Consider the following 17,197-nt stretch of genomic DNA (forward strand, 5'->3'; position numbering starts at 1 on the left):
TCTTGGGTTGTTTTGTTGCAATAGACTATGCAGCAGCCCAGAAAAAGGTTAACGAAGCTTTTTGAAATTCTCGATTCCTAAAGCGAACTTTATTCACTTGTGAGTAAGATGGTTTCTGCTTCATATTCGGTATGATAAGATGTAATATATCCAACTAGAGAGGTGACAACGATGGCATTCGGGGCCAGAGTATTAAAAACAGGTATCGCAGTTACCTTATCCTTGTACATCAGTATGCTATTTGAATTTCAACTGCCTGTCATTGCCGCAGTTGCCGCTATTTTCGCTATGCAGCCTTCCATTTATCGTTCCTGGCGTCATTTCCTGGATCAGCTCCAGACCAATACCCTCGGGGCAGCAATGGCTATGCTTGCCGGAATGTTCTTGTCTAAAGACCCTTTCGCCATTGGGATTGTATGCATTCTCGCCATAATGATATGCTTGAAGCTCAAGATGGAGGAAACCATAGGACTAACACTCGTTACAGTAATTGTCGTCATGGAAGCCTCTGGGCAGTGGGATTTTGCATTGACACGTTTTCTGCTAAGCTTAATTGGAATTGGATCAGCCTTTATCATTAACGTTTTATTTTTTCCACCTAAGCCTAAAGAACAGTTTGTGAAACAAATCCAAACCGTTTTTAACAAGCTATCGCTGCTGCTGAGAACTTTTGTTTCTGATGAAATCAAAGAATCCGTGTTCCGACAAGAGAAACAAGCCTTAGAAAACGAAGTGAAGTCTTTAGCGCAAAAATATTCCTTATTCGAAGAGGATCTTAAAAAGCTCAAAAAGTCTACATTCAGTCAGATCCGCCACTTAGTTGTATATAAGCAGATGCTGACGACGTTACATAAAGGTATTGAGGTGCTTGATGCAGTGGAACAGCATTACTTCCAAGCTGCAAGAACACCTGAAATTGATGCCTATTTCGACCTTCACTTGGAGATGTTCATTAAGTATCATGAGCATGTACTGCTGAAATTTGGAGACAAACTGAAGCCCGATAGCTCTGAAAACGAAAAGATGGAGCAGGCTAACGATGATTTTATGAAAACGATGATCAAGAGCTATTCAGAGGAACGAGAAGGTGTGCTTCGCTTATCCATTGTGACCGCCGCCATGTACGATTACTGCTTTCAGATTGGCAGACTCGACAAGCAGGTAGAACAGTTCAATAGCAAAAGTCCAGAAGAGAAGGAAACCGTAGAAAAGCTCATATCCTGGTTCAAAAAATAATTAGTACTTGCATCAAAATATAAAAAGCGGCACCATCCACAACTGTGAATGGGAGCCGCTTTTTTTAATTCTGTAAATCGTTGAGTCTTAGAATACTCCCTGCAATGGGTTCAATCAAACCTGCTGCAGAATGGGTTGTTCAACTACTTCAGGCTGTTTGGCACTAGTAAGAGTCCGCCCTTTGCCAAAAGGAATGCACATAGGAGTCCCATAAAAAGGATCCGGCAGCACCTGACTATCCATATCGAATACAGCTCGAATCATGTCCGCGTTCACAATCTCCTCCGGTGCGCCTTCCGCCCAAATGTGGCCTTCCTTAACAGCGACCATATGATGCGCATAACGGCAAGCCAGATTAATATCATGCAGTACCATGACAATCGAGCGGTTTTCCTTCTCATTCAACTCATACAATAAGTCCAATACCTCAATTTGATGAGTAACATCTAAGTAAGTCGTAGGTTCATCCAATAATATAGTTTCCGTTCCCTGAGCCAAAGTCATCGCGATCCAAGCACGTTGTCTTTGTCCCCCTGATAACGCATCTACTGTACGCTCTGTAAATTCTTCCATTCCAGTTGCCTTTAGGGATAAGCGTACCATCCGCTCATCTTCCTCTGACCACTGTTGAAGCCAGCTTTGGTATGGGTAGCGGCCCTGCTTCACCAGTTGCAGAACGGTTAAGCCTTCCGGTGCTGTCGGGCCTTGCGGTAATATAGACAGCCGTTTGGCAATCTCCTTCGTCGGCAGCTTAGCCAGCTCTTGTCCATCGAGGACAATGGATCCTTTCTGAGGGTTCATTAAACGAGCTAACGAGCGAAGCAATGTTGATTTCCCGCAGCCGTTGCTGCCGATCAGCACAGTAATCTTTCCTTTCGGTATAGCAACGTTCAGATCTTTAAAAATCGACGTTGCACCGTAAGATAAACATAGGTTTTTTGCTTCCAATGTATGCATCCGCTAGTCATCTCCCAATGTTTTTATGTATGGCGGTTCCGATATAATAAGTAAATGAAGAAAGGCGCACCGATTGCAGCTGTGAACACGCCTGCGGGAATATCAAGCGGACTGAATAAGCTGCGTGCGGCCAAGTCCGCGAGCAATAGAATAATCGCTCCGATGAGTGCAGATACAGGCAGCACCCCTCCGAATGCAGGACCTACCAGCTTACGCGCAATATGGGGAGCCATTAAGCCGATAAAGCTAATCGCTCCGCCAATAGCAACCGCGGCTCCTGCCAATGCTACACTTATCATCAACAGCAAAAACCGGTTTCTCTGAACAGAGCTTCCGACCCCGACCGCTATCTCCTGTCCCAGCTCCTGCACATTAACTTCTCTTGCCAGCAGCAGCGCTATTGGGATTAGAATAAGAACCCATGGCGCTAGAGTCCACACATCCTTTACCCATGAGACTCCATAAATACTTCCTGTCATAAACGTCAATGATTTGTTAGCTAATATAATAGGCCCAGAAATCATCAACATATAAGAGATTGAGCTATACGCAGCTGCCATTCCAATACCGATCATTACCATACGTAAAGGGGAAACCCCATGCTTCCATGCGAGTACATAAATGAGAAATGTAGATACAAAGGCACCAATTATGGCGCAGACTGGGAGCCATTGAATGCTAACCCGATCGCCAAGAAAAAAGAAAAAGCTAACCGCTCCAAGAGTAGCCCCGCCGGTTATCCCGATAATATCAGGGGATGCCAGAGGATTACGGATCATTCCTTGTAATATCGCTCCAGATACAGCTAAGGCGCTTCCTGCTAGCACAGCTACAATCATCCGCGGCAGACGCAGGGTTTGGACAATTATTGAATGTGTCTGTTCTCCACTGCCTAAAAACACTTTAATAACTTCTAACGGCTGAATTCTAACCGAGCCAACGCCTGTGCTTATAATAAACAGTACTGCAGTTATCAAGGTTAAAATAATAATACTCCAAAATGTCTTTTTGCTAATTAAAAAGGAAGCCGCTTTCCCTGCTCGAAAAGTGGAATATTTACTCATTTGCGATCCACCCCTTTGCGTGCAATATACACAAAGAAAGGTACGCCAATCAATGCCGTAACGACACCTACAGGAACTTCCTTCGGCATGACGATAAATCTCGCTCCAATATCGGCTGTCAGCAATAATACAGCTCCCAGCAAAGCGCAGTACGGGATCATCCAACGATGATCGGGACCGACTAAGAAACGGGCAATATGCGGTATAATGATACCTACAAATACGATAGGTCCCGCAGCTGCAACTGATCCGCCAGCCAGCACAATCACTACGGCCGCTCCACCCAATTTAATAAATGCGGTTCGTTGGCCCAGGCCTTTCGCCACATCATCTCCCATGGCCAGCACATTAATATGAGGCGATAGGATAATTGCACCCAGCAAAGCTACTACAATATAGGGAGCAACCGTGGTTAGCATCTGCAGATCCCTGCCAGCAACAGATCCAACCAGCCAAACCAATACTTGATCAAAAGCCTTGCCGTTGGTTAACAGTATTCCCTGTGTAAGCGAAGAGAAAAATGCAGTAACAGCGGCTCCAGCCAAAGTAATTTTGACCGGCGTCATTCCGTCTCTTCCGAGTGACCCCAATACATAGACGATAACCGCACTGACGGCAGCCCCTACGAAGGCGATCCATACAAATGGAATGTTCTGAGTCGCTGCCTCCAGATAGCTTACCGATAGTACGATCAGAAAGGCTGCTCCCGAGTTCACTCCGAACAAGCTAGGCGAAGCCAGTGGATTTCGAGTTACCGCTTGCATTAGGGCTCCAGCAACTGCTAAGCTCGCTCCCACTGCAGCTGCAATTAATGCACGGGGAACTCGAGTGGATTTAATGATGAGATGTTCATTCGAACCATTGAAATGATTGTAGGCTTCAACTACAGATTGAAGTGAATACGTTGAAAGACCAAACATGATGCTGCTCATCATGGACAGTATACATATAACGAAGAAAATGATAAGTCCGATGATTTTTCTCTGTTTTGTGTGTAAGAATGCGTTCATAACAACCTCTGATCATTTAATATTTCTACAACGTAGACCTTATATTATTCTCCTTATTCTATGAGAACCATTATCACTTGTCAATGATTTTGAAAATCATTTTCAATTCGATATTGACAATGACTTGAAAATTTATTAATATCGTTATGGGAATGAGAATCATTATCAAATTTTACATATCATACATACTGGGGGATATACGACAATGTTAAGTAATTTTCTACACAAACGTATCACTAGAAGCGGATCAATCGCCGTTATGCTGGTGCTTATGCTTCTTACAGCAGCATGCGGACAAACAGCAGCGGGTGACAAGAATACAGCTAAGCCTGAAAATACACCAGCCGGGTCAGCTGAGCCATCACGAACAGTTAAGCATGCTATGGGTCAAACCGAGCTGAAGGGTACTCCGAAACGCGTTGTTATTTTAACAAATGAAGGTACAGAGGCACTCTTGGCTCTTGGTATTAAACCAGTTGGCGCTGTCAAATCTTTTACCGGCAATCCATGGTACGACCATACTAAAGCTGAATTGGAAGGCGTAATTCCGTTAGGTGAAGAAGCACAGCCGAATATTGAGCTGATCGCCGGATTAAAGCCGGATTTGATCATCGGCAATAAATTGCGTCAAGAGAAAATTTATGATCAATTAAATGCTATCGCCCCTACCGTTTTCTCTGAAACACTACGCGGTGAATGGAAAGGCAACTTCTCCCTATATGCAGAGGCTGTAAACAAAAAAGCTGAAGGCACCAAAATCATTGCCGATTTTGATAAACGCATCGAGGATTTCAAAGCAAAAGCGGGTCCTGAAAAGCTGAGTAAAACCGTATCGGTAGTCCGTTTTATGGCTGGAAAAACAAGAGTTTACTTACAAGATACTTTCACTGGTATTATCTTTAAACAAATCGGGATTGCTCGTCCTGCACCAAAAAGTAAAGAAACATTTGTAGACGAAATCGGCAAAGAACGCTTGCCAGAAGCCGAAGCTGATATGATGCTTTACTTCACCTATGACACCGGAGATGGAAAAGGAACCAAGCAAGAGCAAGAATGGTTGAATGATCCATTGTGGAAAAACTTGAATGTTGTCAAAAACGGCAATGTTCACAAAGTGGATGATGTAATCTGGAATACAGCTGGTGGTGTAAAAGCAGCAAACCTGATGTTAGATGGCCTTTACAAGCTGTATGATGTGAAGCCTTAACTAACAGCTTGCTGTCAAACTCTCTACACAACAACCAGAGCCCCAAGCAGTCGCGAATTATCGCTTCTGATCTTGGAGCTCTTTTTTTCTATTACTTTACGGTTTAACCTCAAATTCAGTGCTTGACCCTTCCCTGCACAATCCTGCGAACATACAGTTATTATCACCGAATTTACTTGTATTGTCGTTCGTAAGGTCTCGTCAAGCGCTGAGCCAGGTAAGGACCTGAAATTGAATGATTTCGTCAAGTTCTGATTTCGATTCTTAGTCTTACTTACAGCTTATAAATGTCCCCGTACTTCTCATTAAAATATTGGACCAAATAATCTGGGTTCAATTCTTCTCCGGTCACTGATGTGATGATCTCAGTTGGGGTGAGAGCTTTACCGTGTCGGTATACCTTCTCGGCCAGCCAATCCTTGATCGGCAGCAGGTTGCCGCCTTCGATCAAACCGTCGAAATCCGGTAATTCCTTGCGAATGGTGCGCATCATCTGAGCTGCATACATATTGCCTAGCGCATAGGATGGGAAATAACCAAAAGCACCACCAGACCAATGTACATCCTGAAGTACCCCTTCCCCATTATTTGCTGGAGATACTCCCAAATAGTCTTTGTATTTCTCGTTCCAAGCCTCAGGTAGATCCGCTACTCGAATTGTTTCGCTAAATAGCTCTTTCTCAATTTCGTAACGTACCATAATATGCAAGTTATAAGTCAGCTCATCTGCTTCTATCCTTATTAATGAAGGTTTTACCTCGTTGGTAGCACGATAAAAATCCTCGACCGGCACATTGTCAAATTGTCCAGAGTAGTTATTTTGCAGATCACCGTAATACCGTTTCCAGAACGGACGGCTGCGTCCTATCATATTTTCCCAGAACCGCGATTGGGATTCATGTATCCCCATGGATGTACCCGTACAAAGCGGTGTCCCGATCAGATCCTTCGAGATATTCTGCTCATATAACGCATGACCGCCCTCATGAATCGTGCCGAACAACGCGCTGTTCACATCATCAAGCAGGTAACGGGTAGTTATGCGCACATCACCGGGATTGAGCCCTGTTGCAAAAGGATGTACCGTTTCATCCAAACGACCGGCCTCGAAGTCGTATCCCATTTGTTTCAATATGTATAGGCTGAATTTCTTCTGCTTCTCCTTGTCAAAGGTCTGTTTCAAGAAGTCGGTCTTTGGTTGATGTGGCGACGCTTGAATAGCAGCCAGCAGCGGAACGACTTTCTCGCGAAGCGCTCCGAACACCTGATCCAGCTTAGCTACGGTCATACCGGGTTCATACATGTCCAGCAATGTGTTGTATTTATGTCCTTCATATCCCCACAAGTCTATAAACTCGAGATTAGCTGCAACGATTTTCTCTAGATAAGGCTGGAACATGGCATAATCCGATTGATGCTTCGCATCTTCCCATGCGGACTCCGCTTGTGCAGTCAGCACAACGTAATCTTGATATTTTTGCGGTGGAATTCGTTTGCTGCGGTCATAATCCTTCTTGGATTCAGTTACAATTCTTTGTTCGATTCGATCCAGCTTGGAGAAATGATCCTGTTCAGTCAAATACGCAAGCATCTCTCCCATCTTCTCAGAAACTGACATTTTGAACAGCTCTCCAGATAATACACCAACAACTTCTGAGCGTGTAGAAATCCCCTTCTTAGGTGCACCGGTTCGCATATCCCAATATATTAAACCTACCGCTTCTTCATAGCTTTTCATTATTTTCAAATACTCTTTAAACTCTGTAAGCTTCTGTATAAACCCGTTGGTTGTCATGAACCGTCACTCTCCTTAAGTCGTATTTCTTTGATCATACTGTGTACAGAAAAGAGAAGCAAATCTATCCGTATTTATGGTAAAATAGAAGGATGAAAAGGAGTGACCACCTATGCATATTACTTTCACTAATCAAGCCATAGAACAAATTAACAAGAAGATGAACTCAGGAGCTGGGGAACTGAAGCTTGTTCATGATTCAGAAGGCTGCGGCTGCTCGGCGAACGGTGTGCCTACCTTGTGGATCGTTAATCAAGCTGAGGACAAAGAGCTGCGCGCCGAAGGAACACCCTTCGAGCTGGTATACGAGCAAAAGCATGAAGTATATTTCGAGGACAAAATGACTTTAGATTATGCACCTGCACGAGGAGATTTTGTATTAAAGAGCAATGGACAAATATATAACGCTAATATGCGTCTTATAGACAAAAGAGAGCTTTAGAATTACGGATAGGAGTCCATTTAACAATAAATAATTCGGAGGGAATATATGTCAGACTTATTGTCAAGTATTATCGATCACAACCAACAATTTGTTGAAACTAAAGAGTATGAGCAATTCCGCACAACAAAATTTCCCGATAAGAAGATGGTTATCCTAACTTGTATGGATACAAGATTAACCGAGCTGCTGCCGCGAGCCATGGATTTGCGTAACGGTGATGCCAAAGTTATTAAAAATGCGGGAGCGATAGTAACGCATCCATTCGGAAGCGTCATGCGGAGCATTATAGTTGCCGTTTATGAGCTTGGCGCGGAAGAGGTTTTCGTAGTAGGACATTATGAATGCGGTATGACTGGTCTCAATCCACAGACAGTAATTGAAAAAGCGCAAAGTCGCGGCGTTACCGAGGATATGATCGCCACCTTACGAAACGCCGGTATCAATCTGGACAAGTTTCTTACTGGCTTCGATTACGTCCATGATGGGGTTGTTAATAGCGTGAATTTGATTCGAAAGCATCCTTTGCTGCCAAAAAATCTGCTCGTTCACGGCTTAATCATGCATCCTGAAACAGGCCGACTAGACGTCATAGATTGCGGCGATGAACAATAAGTAAAGAAAGTAATAACAAGAGCTTCTATTCGAAGCCCTTTCGATGAAGATACATTCGTCTATCAGCGATAGCTTTTCTTTCAATACAACAAAGGACTGTTGGGTTAGCTTGATCACCCCAACAGTCCTTTTATATGTACGTTTATCTTGACTACTCTTTGCGCAGCTTAGCCTCAAGCATGTCGATTAGCTGCTGCTCAATATTTTTCCCTCCGGGGCCGTTTCCGCCTCCAGAAGGAGTATCCTCATCAGAATTGCGGCGGGGAGGCGGGAGCTCTCCATCTCGTTCTTGTGCTCGTTTAGAAATAAATTCATTTATCATATTGTAACGCTCTTCTTCACTTATCCCTGGCTGCTCTTTAAGCACTTTGTAATGCTCCTTGCGGATATGGGTCTCTTCTAGAAAATCTTTGACATATTGCTTCTGCTCATCCCTTAACAATGCCATAATTTTATCATGATCCCATAATCCGAGCTCCCCGTCTTTACTATTTCTTTTAATGAGGGGAAGCAGGCTCTCCGCTTGTGTTGTGCTTATATTTAAATTATCCCGTTTGCTCATTTGCAATAGACTTTGGAACAACAAAACCATTTCTCTCTCTCGGCTGTTTTGAATGTCATCTTGTCTATCCTTTACATGAACAACTTGAGAGGATGAGGCTGAAGGCGGAACTGGCGTTGCAGAAGCTGCGCAGCCATTCATTGTAACAGTCACAACAAAGACTACAATCAACATTCGCATTGCCTTCATAAGTCAGCCCCCTTTCCCTACGCTTTCGCAAAACTCCTAGAGACAGAATAAGGGTTAACTTTGATTAAACTGTGAGTGATTTGTGAAAAATATGTAAAATTAATAGCTCCTATTTGCGCTTAATGGAAAGGTCAGAGTAAACTCGGTTCCGTTCCCAAGTTCGCTCGAAACAGCTATGGTACCTTTCATTCCGTTAACCAAATGCTTAACAATTGTCAGACCCAGGCCTGTACCTTCAGATCCGGAGGCACGGGAATGCTCCACTTTATAAAAGCGGTCCCATATCCGGTTCAGTTCCTCTTCAGCCATACCAATGCCTGTATCTCGGATAACTATGACAGCATTCCCATCCTCCGAGTACAGCTCTACGAATATACTGCCACCGGGAGGAGTGAATTGGATGGCATTATAAAGTAAATTTTGCAGGACTTGCGCAAACCTGTCCGGGTCCAGTTCTGCGATAACTAGTGGACCTTCAGCATTTGGCAGCAGCTCGTGCAGAATAATCTGTTTATCATTCATAGCTGTTCTAAGCAGGTCCAGCATTTTCTCGATTTTCTCATTGAGAACAAGCGGACGCAGCCGGAAAACATCCATCCCATTCTGAATTCTTGCTAGGTCCAGCAGATCATTAACAAGCCTTTGCAATCGCTGTACCTCGTAATCGCAAATTTTCAAATAGTGACCGTACTTTTCCTCCGGAATTACCTTATCGTTCATCGCAATAATTAAACCACGCAAAGAGGTCAAAGGTGAGCGAAGCTCGTGTGATACATTCGTCAGAAACTCTTGTCTTGCGTCCTCCCACTGAACAAGCTGATCCACCATAAAGTTGAAGCTCTTAGCCAACTCCCCAACCTCATCGTCAGAGGTTACTGGCACCCTGGCAGAGAAATCTCCACCTGCAAGCTCCAGAGCTGCACGGTTCATCATTTGAAGCGGTCCGGCCAGCTTACGAGATAACATATATAGAATAATTCCAACCGTCAATAGAGAAAATAACAAGGGTACGACAATATTCCATCGCACAGCGGCAAGCGCCTCACTTACCTCAACAGCCGGTACATTTAAGAAGATTACAATCGGTTTACCATTCATCTGCGCTGGCCCATAATAAGTTAACAAACCATCTCTAGCACGCTCATCAATCCTGTTTTGACTGGCAATGAAGCCTGAGTTCCCTTTTAAGCCCTCAATAAATAAAGTATCCATAACTTTGGGAATGACAGAGCCCTCTCTTTCAGAGGAGCCGTTTAATACCATACCCTGAGCATCCACCAGCCATACGCTTCCATTAATACTTCTGGAAATAATCCTTATTCCAAACCGCAGCTCACGAGTCGATATCGTTCCTTCTTGAACCGATGGCAGCAGCTTGGACACTTCACCAAATCGCGAAGAAAGCAGTTCTTTTTTATCCTTATAAAACAAATCTGTAAAATATGAATTCCAAAACAACGCCAAACCTACAAAGAACAAAATACAGGTTACTAAAAATGATAAAAATATTTTAATATAAAAGCTCTTCAGCCAAAGGTTAAGCATGACGAGGCACCTCGAAGGAATACCCTATCCCCCACAGTGTTTGGATCGACCATTCCGTGCTGGCACCTAGCTTTTTACGCAAATTTTTAACATGTGCATCTACGGTTCGAGTACCGCCGCTGAAGTCAAAGTTCCACACATAACCGAGTAAATCCTCACGTGAGTAAACTCTGCCAGGATTTGAAGCAAGAAAGTGCAGCAGCTCGATCTCTTTGGGAGTTAAGTCCATCCTTATACCGGCTAATGTAACCCTATACTGGTCTGGATCCACCATCAACTCACCAATTCGGAGAGTCTTCTTAAGCGGTTCCAACTTCTGTCTGACAGCGGTAGTGCTTTGAGATTGAGTGCGCCTTAGCACAGCCTTAATTCTCGCAATCAGTTCGTTCGGATCGAAAGGCTTGACTATATAATCGTCCACACCTAAATTAAAGGCCCGCAGCTTATCTATTGATTCACCCTTGGCGGTGAGAAAAATGATCGGCGTTTGTGCAATCGGTCCCGGCTCTCCCCGAATGTGAGCACAAAGCTCAAAACCAGAATAATCCGGCAGCATCACATCAAGCAGAACCAAATCCGGTTTATGGTCCCTCAGTAGTTGTATGACCTCACCGCCACGATAAGTAATAACCGGTTCATATGAGGCATGCTCCAGATAGAGTCTGATCACTTCCACAATATTCGGTTCATCATCAACTACAACTATTTTACCCAGCTTAAGGTCAGGCATGATGCTCATTCTTTTACCCTCTTTGCTGCTTGTTTAGTTTGTCGACTCAGTTCTCGCTCCGCTATAACCACACTACGGTCTCTCAAAGTATGTTTGTTAATCAGATACGTATTCGAAAAATCACTGTAGCACTGCCACATCAAAGCTTTTTCAATACTCTGCTTTACACAAATCTCCTCTAGCTCGGCATCTGCCAATGGAATATTCAAATCCTCATACTGAAAGTCAGGAGCAGTCAATTGCGCCAGACGAGCCGTAAGCTGTGCGCGAAAATCATCAGGTTCTATACCAAGCTTAATTAAATCGGATTCGATAAAGTTCTTTAATGCACTTTGCAGCATTTTTACCGCTCCCGCCAAATTCCCCCTACGCTGATGATAGAGTGACACTGCAACCTGAATGCAACCAACATAAGCCGTGGCCAGTGGGTCGTTAGGGTGCTCTTTCCAATATTCTTCCAGCACTTCGTGACACTCAAAATAATCTCTTTGCGAATGAAAATAAATCAAATAATCGATATAAGCTTGAGGATATTTGGACATGATTTCCCGCCTCTGTATATACATGAATTAATAAATGATTATTGTGGTCACACAATGGTTATTCTTATTGTATCAAGAAGGGATAAAAACTGAAACCTTTGTGTAGATTTTTCGTAGTAAATACATGAGGTATAATTCTACTCAAAATTATGATGGAGGGTTAATGGTATGTGGAAAAAATTATCCATGGTTATGCTGGCGTTAACGATTGCATTTTCGTTTAGTGCCGTAGGCGTTGTCGATGCTGCCAAGTCTTATAGTGGCGGTAAGAAAAGCTTCAATTCGAACACGACTCCAAGTCAAAACAGCGGTGCTACCAAAGCGGATCCTAGTGCTGCTACTAAGACACCGAACGCTGCAACAAATCCTACTACAGGAGCAAAGCCCGGCTTTTTTAGCGGTGGTTTGATGAAGGGTATGCTGATCGGTGGTTTAGCTGGTATGTTATTCGGCGGCCTATTCGGCAACTTGGGAGCACTTGGTGATATCTTAGGATTGCTAGTCAATGTATTAGCTGTCGTGGCCCTGGTCGCGGTTGTTATCAAAATTGTGCAGCATTTCCGTAACAAACGCAAATTTGATCAAGAGCCTAAGCGCTACTAATCCCTAAGGATTAACGAGGTCACCTAAACATGAGACTATCCGAACAAGAAATTATTAATGCTATATGCTTGCATATGGCCGAAAGAAAACGGCTGCAACCGAACCAGATAGAGGTTGAGATGATGTGGGACGAGGACTATGGCTTCTCTGCAGAGGTCCTTGCCGAAGGTCGCAGCCAAATTATTATTGCAGCGAATATTCTGGAGGCTATCGAACGTTACTTGTTAACACAGCAGAACGTTCGTGTGTTCCGAGACCAAATCCAACTACAATTGGATGAGGAAATCGTTGCAGACATCAATATCAATTAAACAAGATAAGCCAAACAAGAAGTCCCCTATACCGGTCAACCGGATAGGGGATTTTTTTTCACGACTTTGTAACAAAATAGAGCGAATCTTCTTTCTACTATTTTCCTACGCAACTTACTAGTACCTATTTGCGTTTAATTTAGTAGATATAGTAGAAAGAGGCTGATGCAATTTGAAGCGCAATACCCTATTGATCGCGTCCGTTCTGGCACTGTTCCTTTCTTCAACCAGTACAGCAATGGCTGCGGATAAAACATCTAAATACCGAGTCTATCAGGACAGTCATATTCTGATGGAAACACCAGATTACAAATCGGCTGAAAACTACGCTAAGTCATACACAAGCAGTCATGTTGAAGAAATTTCTACCCGCAAGTGGCTGTGGAACAATTACCCGCGCTACAAGGTATATCAGAGTGGGCTAAGCAGCTCTACGTGGGAGTTCGCTACTCTAGATCAAGCGATCCGAGAGGCTTCCAAATGGGGACACGCCAGCGTCCGTGACCTTCAGTCTGACGGCTGGGTCTGGAACAATTATCCGAAATATCGGCTTTACCAAGGTGATGCTACACTCGATTCCTGGGAGTTTGTCACACTAAATGAAGCCATGGCCGAAGCCAAAAAGTGGGGCAATACTCATATCATTGAGCTAAGCAGCCACCAATGGGTATGGGACAATATCCCTGACTCTCGCAAGGCTGAGCTGCGTTCATCGAACGACCGAATCTATCATGTCTATCAAGGTACAAATACTAGTGATGCCTGGTCATTCGCCTATCTTGAGGATGCAGTTAATGAATCTTTGAAATGGGGCAACTCTACCATTGCTAACAGTCAAATGAACAATCAGATAGTTTTTTCCAATGTAAAAAACTATCAAGTGTACCAGTACGATACTATCTTGAATGCTTTTCTGAATCTGGATGATGCAATAGCATATGCTAAACAATTTGACCATACTCAAATCATAAATGTCGATCCAGCCTTCTCAGGCAGCAAACGCAGTATTTGGACTAATTATCCTTATTATCAAGTGTACCAAAGTGACAGATGGATTGCTGACTATTCCAGTATTACTAATGCTTTAAACTATGCTATGGGCTATAGTAATGCTTCCGTCCGTTTGTTGGATGACAGTACAGTCATCTGGGATAATTACCAGAATTTGCAATTTTGGGGCTGGAACGGCAGCTCAAATAATGATACGATTCGCAGTCAAGTAAACAATACAACCGGTCTTGATGTAGTATCACCGACATACTTCAGCCTAGCTGATAGCTCTGGAACGTTAACAGATACATCGAACAAGGATACGGTTGCATGGCTGCAAGGCCAGGGCCATAAGGTTATGCCGCTTGTGAACAATCAATTCGATGCCGCGCTTACCAGTCAATTTCTGTCCAATACCGAAGCGCAAAATAAATTTATTCAGGCCTTAGTTAACAAAGGCGTTGCTTTGGGAGTAGAGGGGCTTAACATTGACTTTGAGAGCCTCTCAGGAAAGGATCGCGCTGCCTACACTGCTTTCATTAAGAACCTGACCGCAACAGCACATGACAAAGGCTTGCTCATTTCGATAGATCTTCCACGTGGTAGTGTGAAATGGAATGCACAAACAGCCTTTGATCACGAGAAGCTTGGTGAAACTGTAGACTATATTATCACCATGACCTATGACCAGTACTGGAAAGGGAGCACGGAACCAGGTCCTGTTGCAGGATTGGAGTGGGTTGAGGAAGGGATTAAGGAGTTTCTCTCCTATGGGATTCCTAGAGATAAACTGATCATGGGGATACCGTTCTACGTTCGCGAATGGCAGGTTGACAGCAGCGGAAATCTAATTGATAACCGCGCACTCCTTATGAAGGATTTGCCTGCGCTAATCGCGAGCAAGAAAGCAACATTGACGTTCGACAACAAGTTCGGTCAATATAAGGTTGAATATAGCGAGAATGATAATAAACGAGTGTTCTGGTTGGAGAATGAGGAAACCGTAAAAGCGCGGCTAGAAATCGCCAATAAGTATGATATTGCAGGCGTAGCTGCATGGAGACTCGGTTATGATGCCGCCGATCTGTGGAAGATGATGCTTCAGCAAAAGTAATATTAAAAAAAGCAAAAGCCCGACTCTCCCTTGTTGAAGGGGGTGTCGGGCTTTTTGCTTTGGGCTTCCAGCTAGTATACTACTGAACTGCAGTTGTCCTGGAACATTACTATTTTAGCGACATTCCCCATCGTCGATCTCTGGGAGCTTCAAGCATTCAGATCTTCTAGCTCTTCCAAGTCAGTTGTCGGCGAATGACACGCAAAGTTTTCACATACATAGGCTGTGGCTCTGCCACCTAGCTGCACTTTATCTTGTACGAGTGGAATCAACCTACGGACCGCATCCCCTTGCTCCCCCTTTGGGTGCAGCATCATGATTGCATTTGGCAAAAATTGAGTCTGCAGCTTGGCGATCATCTCCTGCATATCTGCCTTAGCTGGATCACCTGCAAGAACGATTTCCATTGGTGCGCTCACCGTATAATCGAGTGCCATCATAAACAAGGCATGCCCTGAGGGGTATTTCTGTACCGAACCCGCGAATGCTTTGAGCTGCTCGTCCGCCTTTTGGGACAGCTTGGCATTATACGTATAGCTAGCCAGTTTAGCCATATTTAACGCAGCTGCAGAGTTTCCTGAAGGCATCGCTCCGTCATAAATTTCCTTAGGGCGTGTAAATAGCTGCTCGCCATCCTCACCGTAGAAGAAGCATCCCCCCTTCTCCTTATCCCAGAACAGACGTAGCATCTCCTCATTTAGTTCAACAGCCGCTTGCAGCAGTTCAAGCTCAAAGGTAGCTTCATACAGCTCGATTAAACCCCATACTACAAAAGCATAATCATCCAAATATCCTAGAAAAGCAGCTTGTCCATCACGGTAGCGTGCCAACAGCCTTCCGTCCTCACGACGAAGCTCCTTAAGGATGAAATCAACGGCACGGCGTGCTGCCAGTGCATACTCCTGCTTTTGCAATGCCTTTGCTGCTTTGGCCAGCGCCATAATCATAAGCCCGTTCCAAGATGTGAGTATTTTATCATCCTTGTGCGGATGGATTCGTTGTCCCCGATACTCAAATAGCTTTTTCCTTGAAGTCTCTAATCGTCTGGTTAGTTCCTTAAGTGGAATCTGCTTAAGCCTTGCAGCATCTTCAAGGGTCCATTGAATCAGATTTGGGATGCTCTGTCCTTCGAAGTTTCCTTCATCTGTTATATCATAAACGCTGCAATAAAGTTCACCCTCTTCGTCACCCAGCACCTGATTAATCTCGGAGGGTATCCAGATGTAAAACTTGCCCTCCTCACCTTCTGAATCCGCATCCTCTGCAGAGTAGAAAGCACCTCCGGCATCGGTCATATCTCGCAGCACGTAAGTGATGATTTGCTCCGCAACCTCAGCGTATTGCTTCTTGCCGGTAACCTGATACGCTTCGATATTCGTCATCGTGAGCAGTGCATTATCGTAGAGCATCTTCTCAAAATGTGGGACCAGCCACTTCTCATCCGTTGAATAACGGGCGAAACCGAAGCCTACGTGATCGTACATACCGCCTCGGTACATACTGTCCAATGTCTTCTCAACGATAGCAAGCGCATGTTCATTGTTAGTACGTTTGTAATAGCGAAGCAAAAAGGACAAGTTATGAGAAGTCGGGAACTTCGGAGCATCGCCAAACCCTCCGTACTGGCTGTCAAACAGCTCTTCATAGATCTGGTAAGCCTGCTCCAGCGACTCTTCCGATATGTCCCCCTCCAGATTGGCAATCAATCTACTTTGCGTTTCTGACACGACTTGATTGCTCAACTCAACTACGCGTTCAGGGTCCTCCTTCCATTTACCTGTAAGCTGTGGCAGCAGCTCCATTAACCCTTTACGGCCATACTTGCGACCTTTCGGGAAATAGGTGCCTGCAAAGAAAGGCTTCTTCTCCGGTGTCATTACGATCGTAAGCGGCCATCCTCCCTGACCAGTTAGCGCTTGGCATACCGACATATACAGGTTATCAACATCCGGTCGCTCCTCGCGGTCTACCTTTACTGCTATGTAATCTCTGTTTAACAGCTCCGCTACTTCATCATCCTCGAAGGATTCGTGTGCCATAACGTGGCACCAATGACAAGTAGAGTAGCCGATAGATAAGAAGATGGGCTTATTTTCTCTTCTCGCTGTATCAAATGCTTCTTCACTCCACGGGAACCATTTCACGGGATTATAGGCATGTTGAAGCAAATATGGGGATTTCTCAGCGATTAATCTATTGGGTATGGAATTAGTTGTCATCGGGCATCACCTTCTTGGTTTATGGGATATATTTGTCGATGTATAGAGATTAACATATCCTTAAGC

At 44.2% G+C, this 17,197-nt stretch carries 16 protein-coding genes; 7 read left to right on the top strand and 9 right to left on the bottom strand.

Annotation, left to right across the window (positions count from 1 at the left end; genetic code table 11):
* The first annotated feature begins 171 nt into the window (after positions 1-171).
* A complete protein-coding gene (locus tag GC093_RS28040; protein ID WP_171655230.1) occupies positions 172-1,236 on the top strand; it encodes an FUSC family protein in 1,065 nt (354 codons plus the stop codon).
* Between the two features lie 114 nt (positions 1,237-1,350).
* Here GC093_RS28040 and GC093_RS28045 read toward each other — a convergent pair whose 3' ends face one another.
* From GC093_RS28045 to GC093_RS28055, 3 genes are read right to left on the bottom strand one after another with little or no spacing between them, the layout of a single operon-like run.
* Entirely contained in the window at positions 1,351-2,193 is an 843-nt protein-coding gene (locus GC093_RS28045; protein ID WP_171655231.1) for an ABC transporter ATP-binding protein, read from the bottom strand.
* Between the two features lie 23 nt (positions 2,194-2,216).
* Positions 2,217-3,257, bottom strand: coding sequence for a FecCD family ABC transporter permease (locus tag GC093_RS28050; protein WP_171655232.1), 1,041 nt, complete (start codon positions 3,255-3,257; stop codon positions 2,217-2,219).
* Complete coding sequence (locus GC093_RS28055) at positions 3,254-4,267, bottom strand: FecCD family ABC transporter permease (protein WP_171655233.1); 1,014 nt, start codon at positions 4,265-4,267, stop codon at positions 3,254-3,256. Before GC093_RS28055 ends, GC093_RS28050 begins: the two co-directional genes overlap by 4 nt.
* Positions 4,268-4,472: 205 nt before the next feature.
* Here GC093_RS28055 and GC093_RS28060 point away from each other — a divergent pair, with 205 nt between their 5' ends.
* Complete coding sequence (locus GC093_RS28060) at positions 4,473-5,474, top strand: ABC transporter substrate-binding protein (protein ID WP_171655234.1); 1,002 nt, start codon at positions 4,473-4,475, stop codon at positions 5,472-5,474.
* 274 nt (positions 5,475-5,748) lie between these two features.
* Here the strand turns inward: GC093_RS28060 and GC093_RS28065 are convergent, their stop codons facing one another.
* Positions 5,749-7,269 (bottom strand): carboxypeptidase M32, encoded by a 1,521-nt coding sequence (locus GC093_RS28065; protein WP_171655235.1) that lies wholly within the window; start codon positions 7,267-7,269, stop codon positions 5,749-5,751.
* Between the two features lie 112 nt (positions 7,270-7,381).
* Here GC093_RS28065 and GC093_RS28070 point away from each other — a divergent pair, with 112 nt between their 5' ends.
* On the top strand, positions 7,382-7,711 hold the full coding sequence (locus GC093_RS28070) for an iron-sulfur cluster biosynthesis family protein (protein ID WP_171655236.1): 330 nt from the start codon (positions 7,382-7,384) through the stop codon (positions 7,709-7,711).
* Positions 7,712-7,759: 48 nt separating this feature from the next.
* Positions 7,760-8,326, top strand: a complete 567-nt coding sequence (locus tag GC093_RS28075; RefSeq protein WP_171655237.1) for a beta-class carbonic anhydrase — start codon at positions 7,760-7,762, stop codon at positions 8,324-8,326.
* 151 nt (positions 8,327-8,477) lie between these two features.
* Here the strand turns inward: GC093_RS28075 and GC093_RS28080 are convergent, their stop codons facing one another.
* From GC093_RS28080 to GC093_RS28095, 4 genes are all read right to left on the bottom strand, one after another.
* A complete protein-coding gene (locus GC093_RS28080) occupies positions 8,478-9,077 on the bottom strand; it encodes a hypothetical protein (RefSeq protein WP_171655238.1) in 600 nt (199 codons plus the stop codon).
* A 99-nt stretch (positions 9,078-9,176) separates the two neighbouring features.
* Complete coding sequence (locus GC093_RS28085; RefSeq protein WP_171655239.1) at positions 9,177-10,622, bottom strand: sensor histidine kinase; 1,446 nt, start codon at positions 10,620-10,622, stop codon at positions 9,177-9,179.
* Positions 10,615-11,361, bottom strand: coding sequence for a response regulator transcription factor (locus GC093_RS28090; RefSeq protein WP_171655240.1), 747 nt, complete (start codon positions 11,359-11,361; stop codon positions 10,615-10,617). Before GC093_RS28090 ends, GC093_RS28085 begins: the two co-directional genes overlap by 8 nt.
* On the bottom strand, positions 11,358-11,894 hold the full coding sequence (locus GC093_RS28095; RefSeq protein ID WP_171655241.1) for a DUF309 domain-containing protein: 537 nt from the start codon (positions 11,892-11,894) through the stop codon (positions 11,358-11,360). The genes GC093_RS28090 and GC093_RS28095 overlap by 4 nt, the downstream gene beginning before the upstream one ends.
* 168 nt (positions 11,895-12,062) lie before the next feature.
* Here GC093_RS28095 and GC093_RS28100 point away from each other — a divergent pair, with 168 nt between their 5' ends.
* The 3 genes from GC093_RS28100 to GC093_RS28110 all read left to right on the top strand — a co-directional run bounded on the left by GC093_RS28100 (position 12,063) and on the right by GC093_RS28110 (position 14,912).
* Positions 12,063-12,497, top strand: a complete 435-nt coding sequence (locus GC093_RS28100) for a hypothetical protein (RefSeq protein WP_171655242.1) — start codon at positions 12,063-12,065, stop codon at positions 12,495-12,497.
* Positions 12,498-12,526: 29 nt separating this feature from the next.
* A complete protein-coding gene (locus GC093_RS28105) occupies positions 12,527-12,808 on the top strand; it encodes a YxcD family protein (RefSeq protein ID WP_171655243.1) in 282 nt (93 codons plus the stop codon).
* 172 nt (positions 12,809-12,980) lie between these two features.
* On the top strand, positions 12,981-14,912 hold the full coding sequence (locus tag GC093_RS28110) for a glycosyl hydrolase family 18 protein (protein ID WP_171655244.1): 1,932 nt from the start codon (positions 12,981-12,983) through the stop codon (positions 14,910-14,912).
* A 149-nt stretch (positions 14,913-15,061) separates the two neighbouring features.
* Here GC093_RS28110 and GC093_RS28115 read toward each other — a convergent pair whose 3' ends face one another.
* Positions 15,062-17,131 carry a thioredoxin domain-containing protein gene (locus tag GC093_RS28115; RefSeq protein ID WP_171655245.1) on the bottom strand — a complete coding sequence of 690 codons (2,070 nt, stop codon included), beginning with the start codon at positions 17,129-17,131 and terminating at the stop codon, positions 15,062-15,064.
* Positions 17,132-17,197 lie beyond the last annotated feature (66 nt).

The organism is Paenibacillus foliorum, from assembly GCF_013141765.1.
GTDB lineage: Bacteria > Bacillota > Bacilli > Paenibacillales > NBRC-103111 > Paenibacillus_S > Paenibacillus_S foliorum.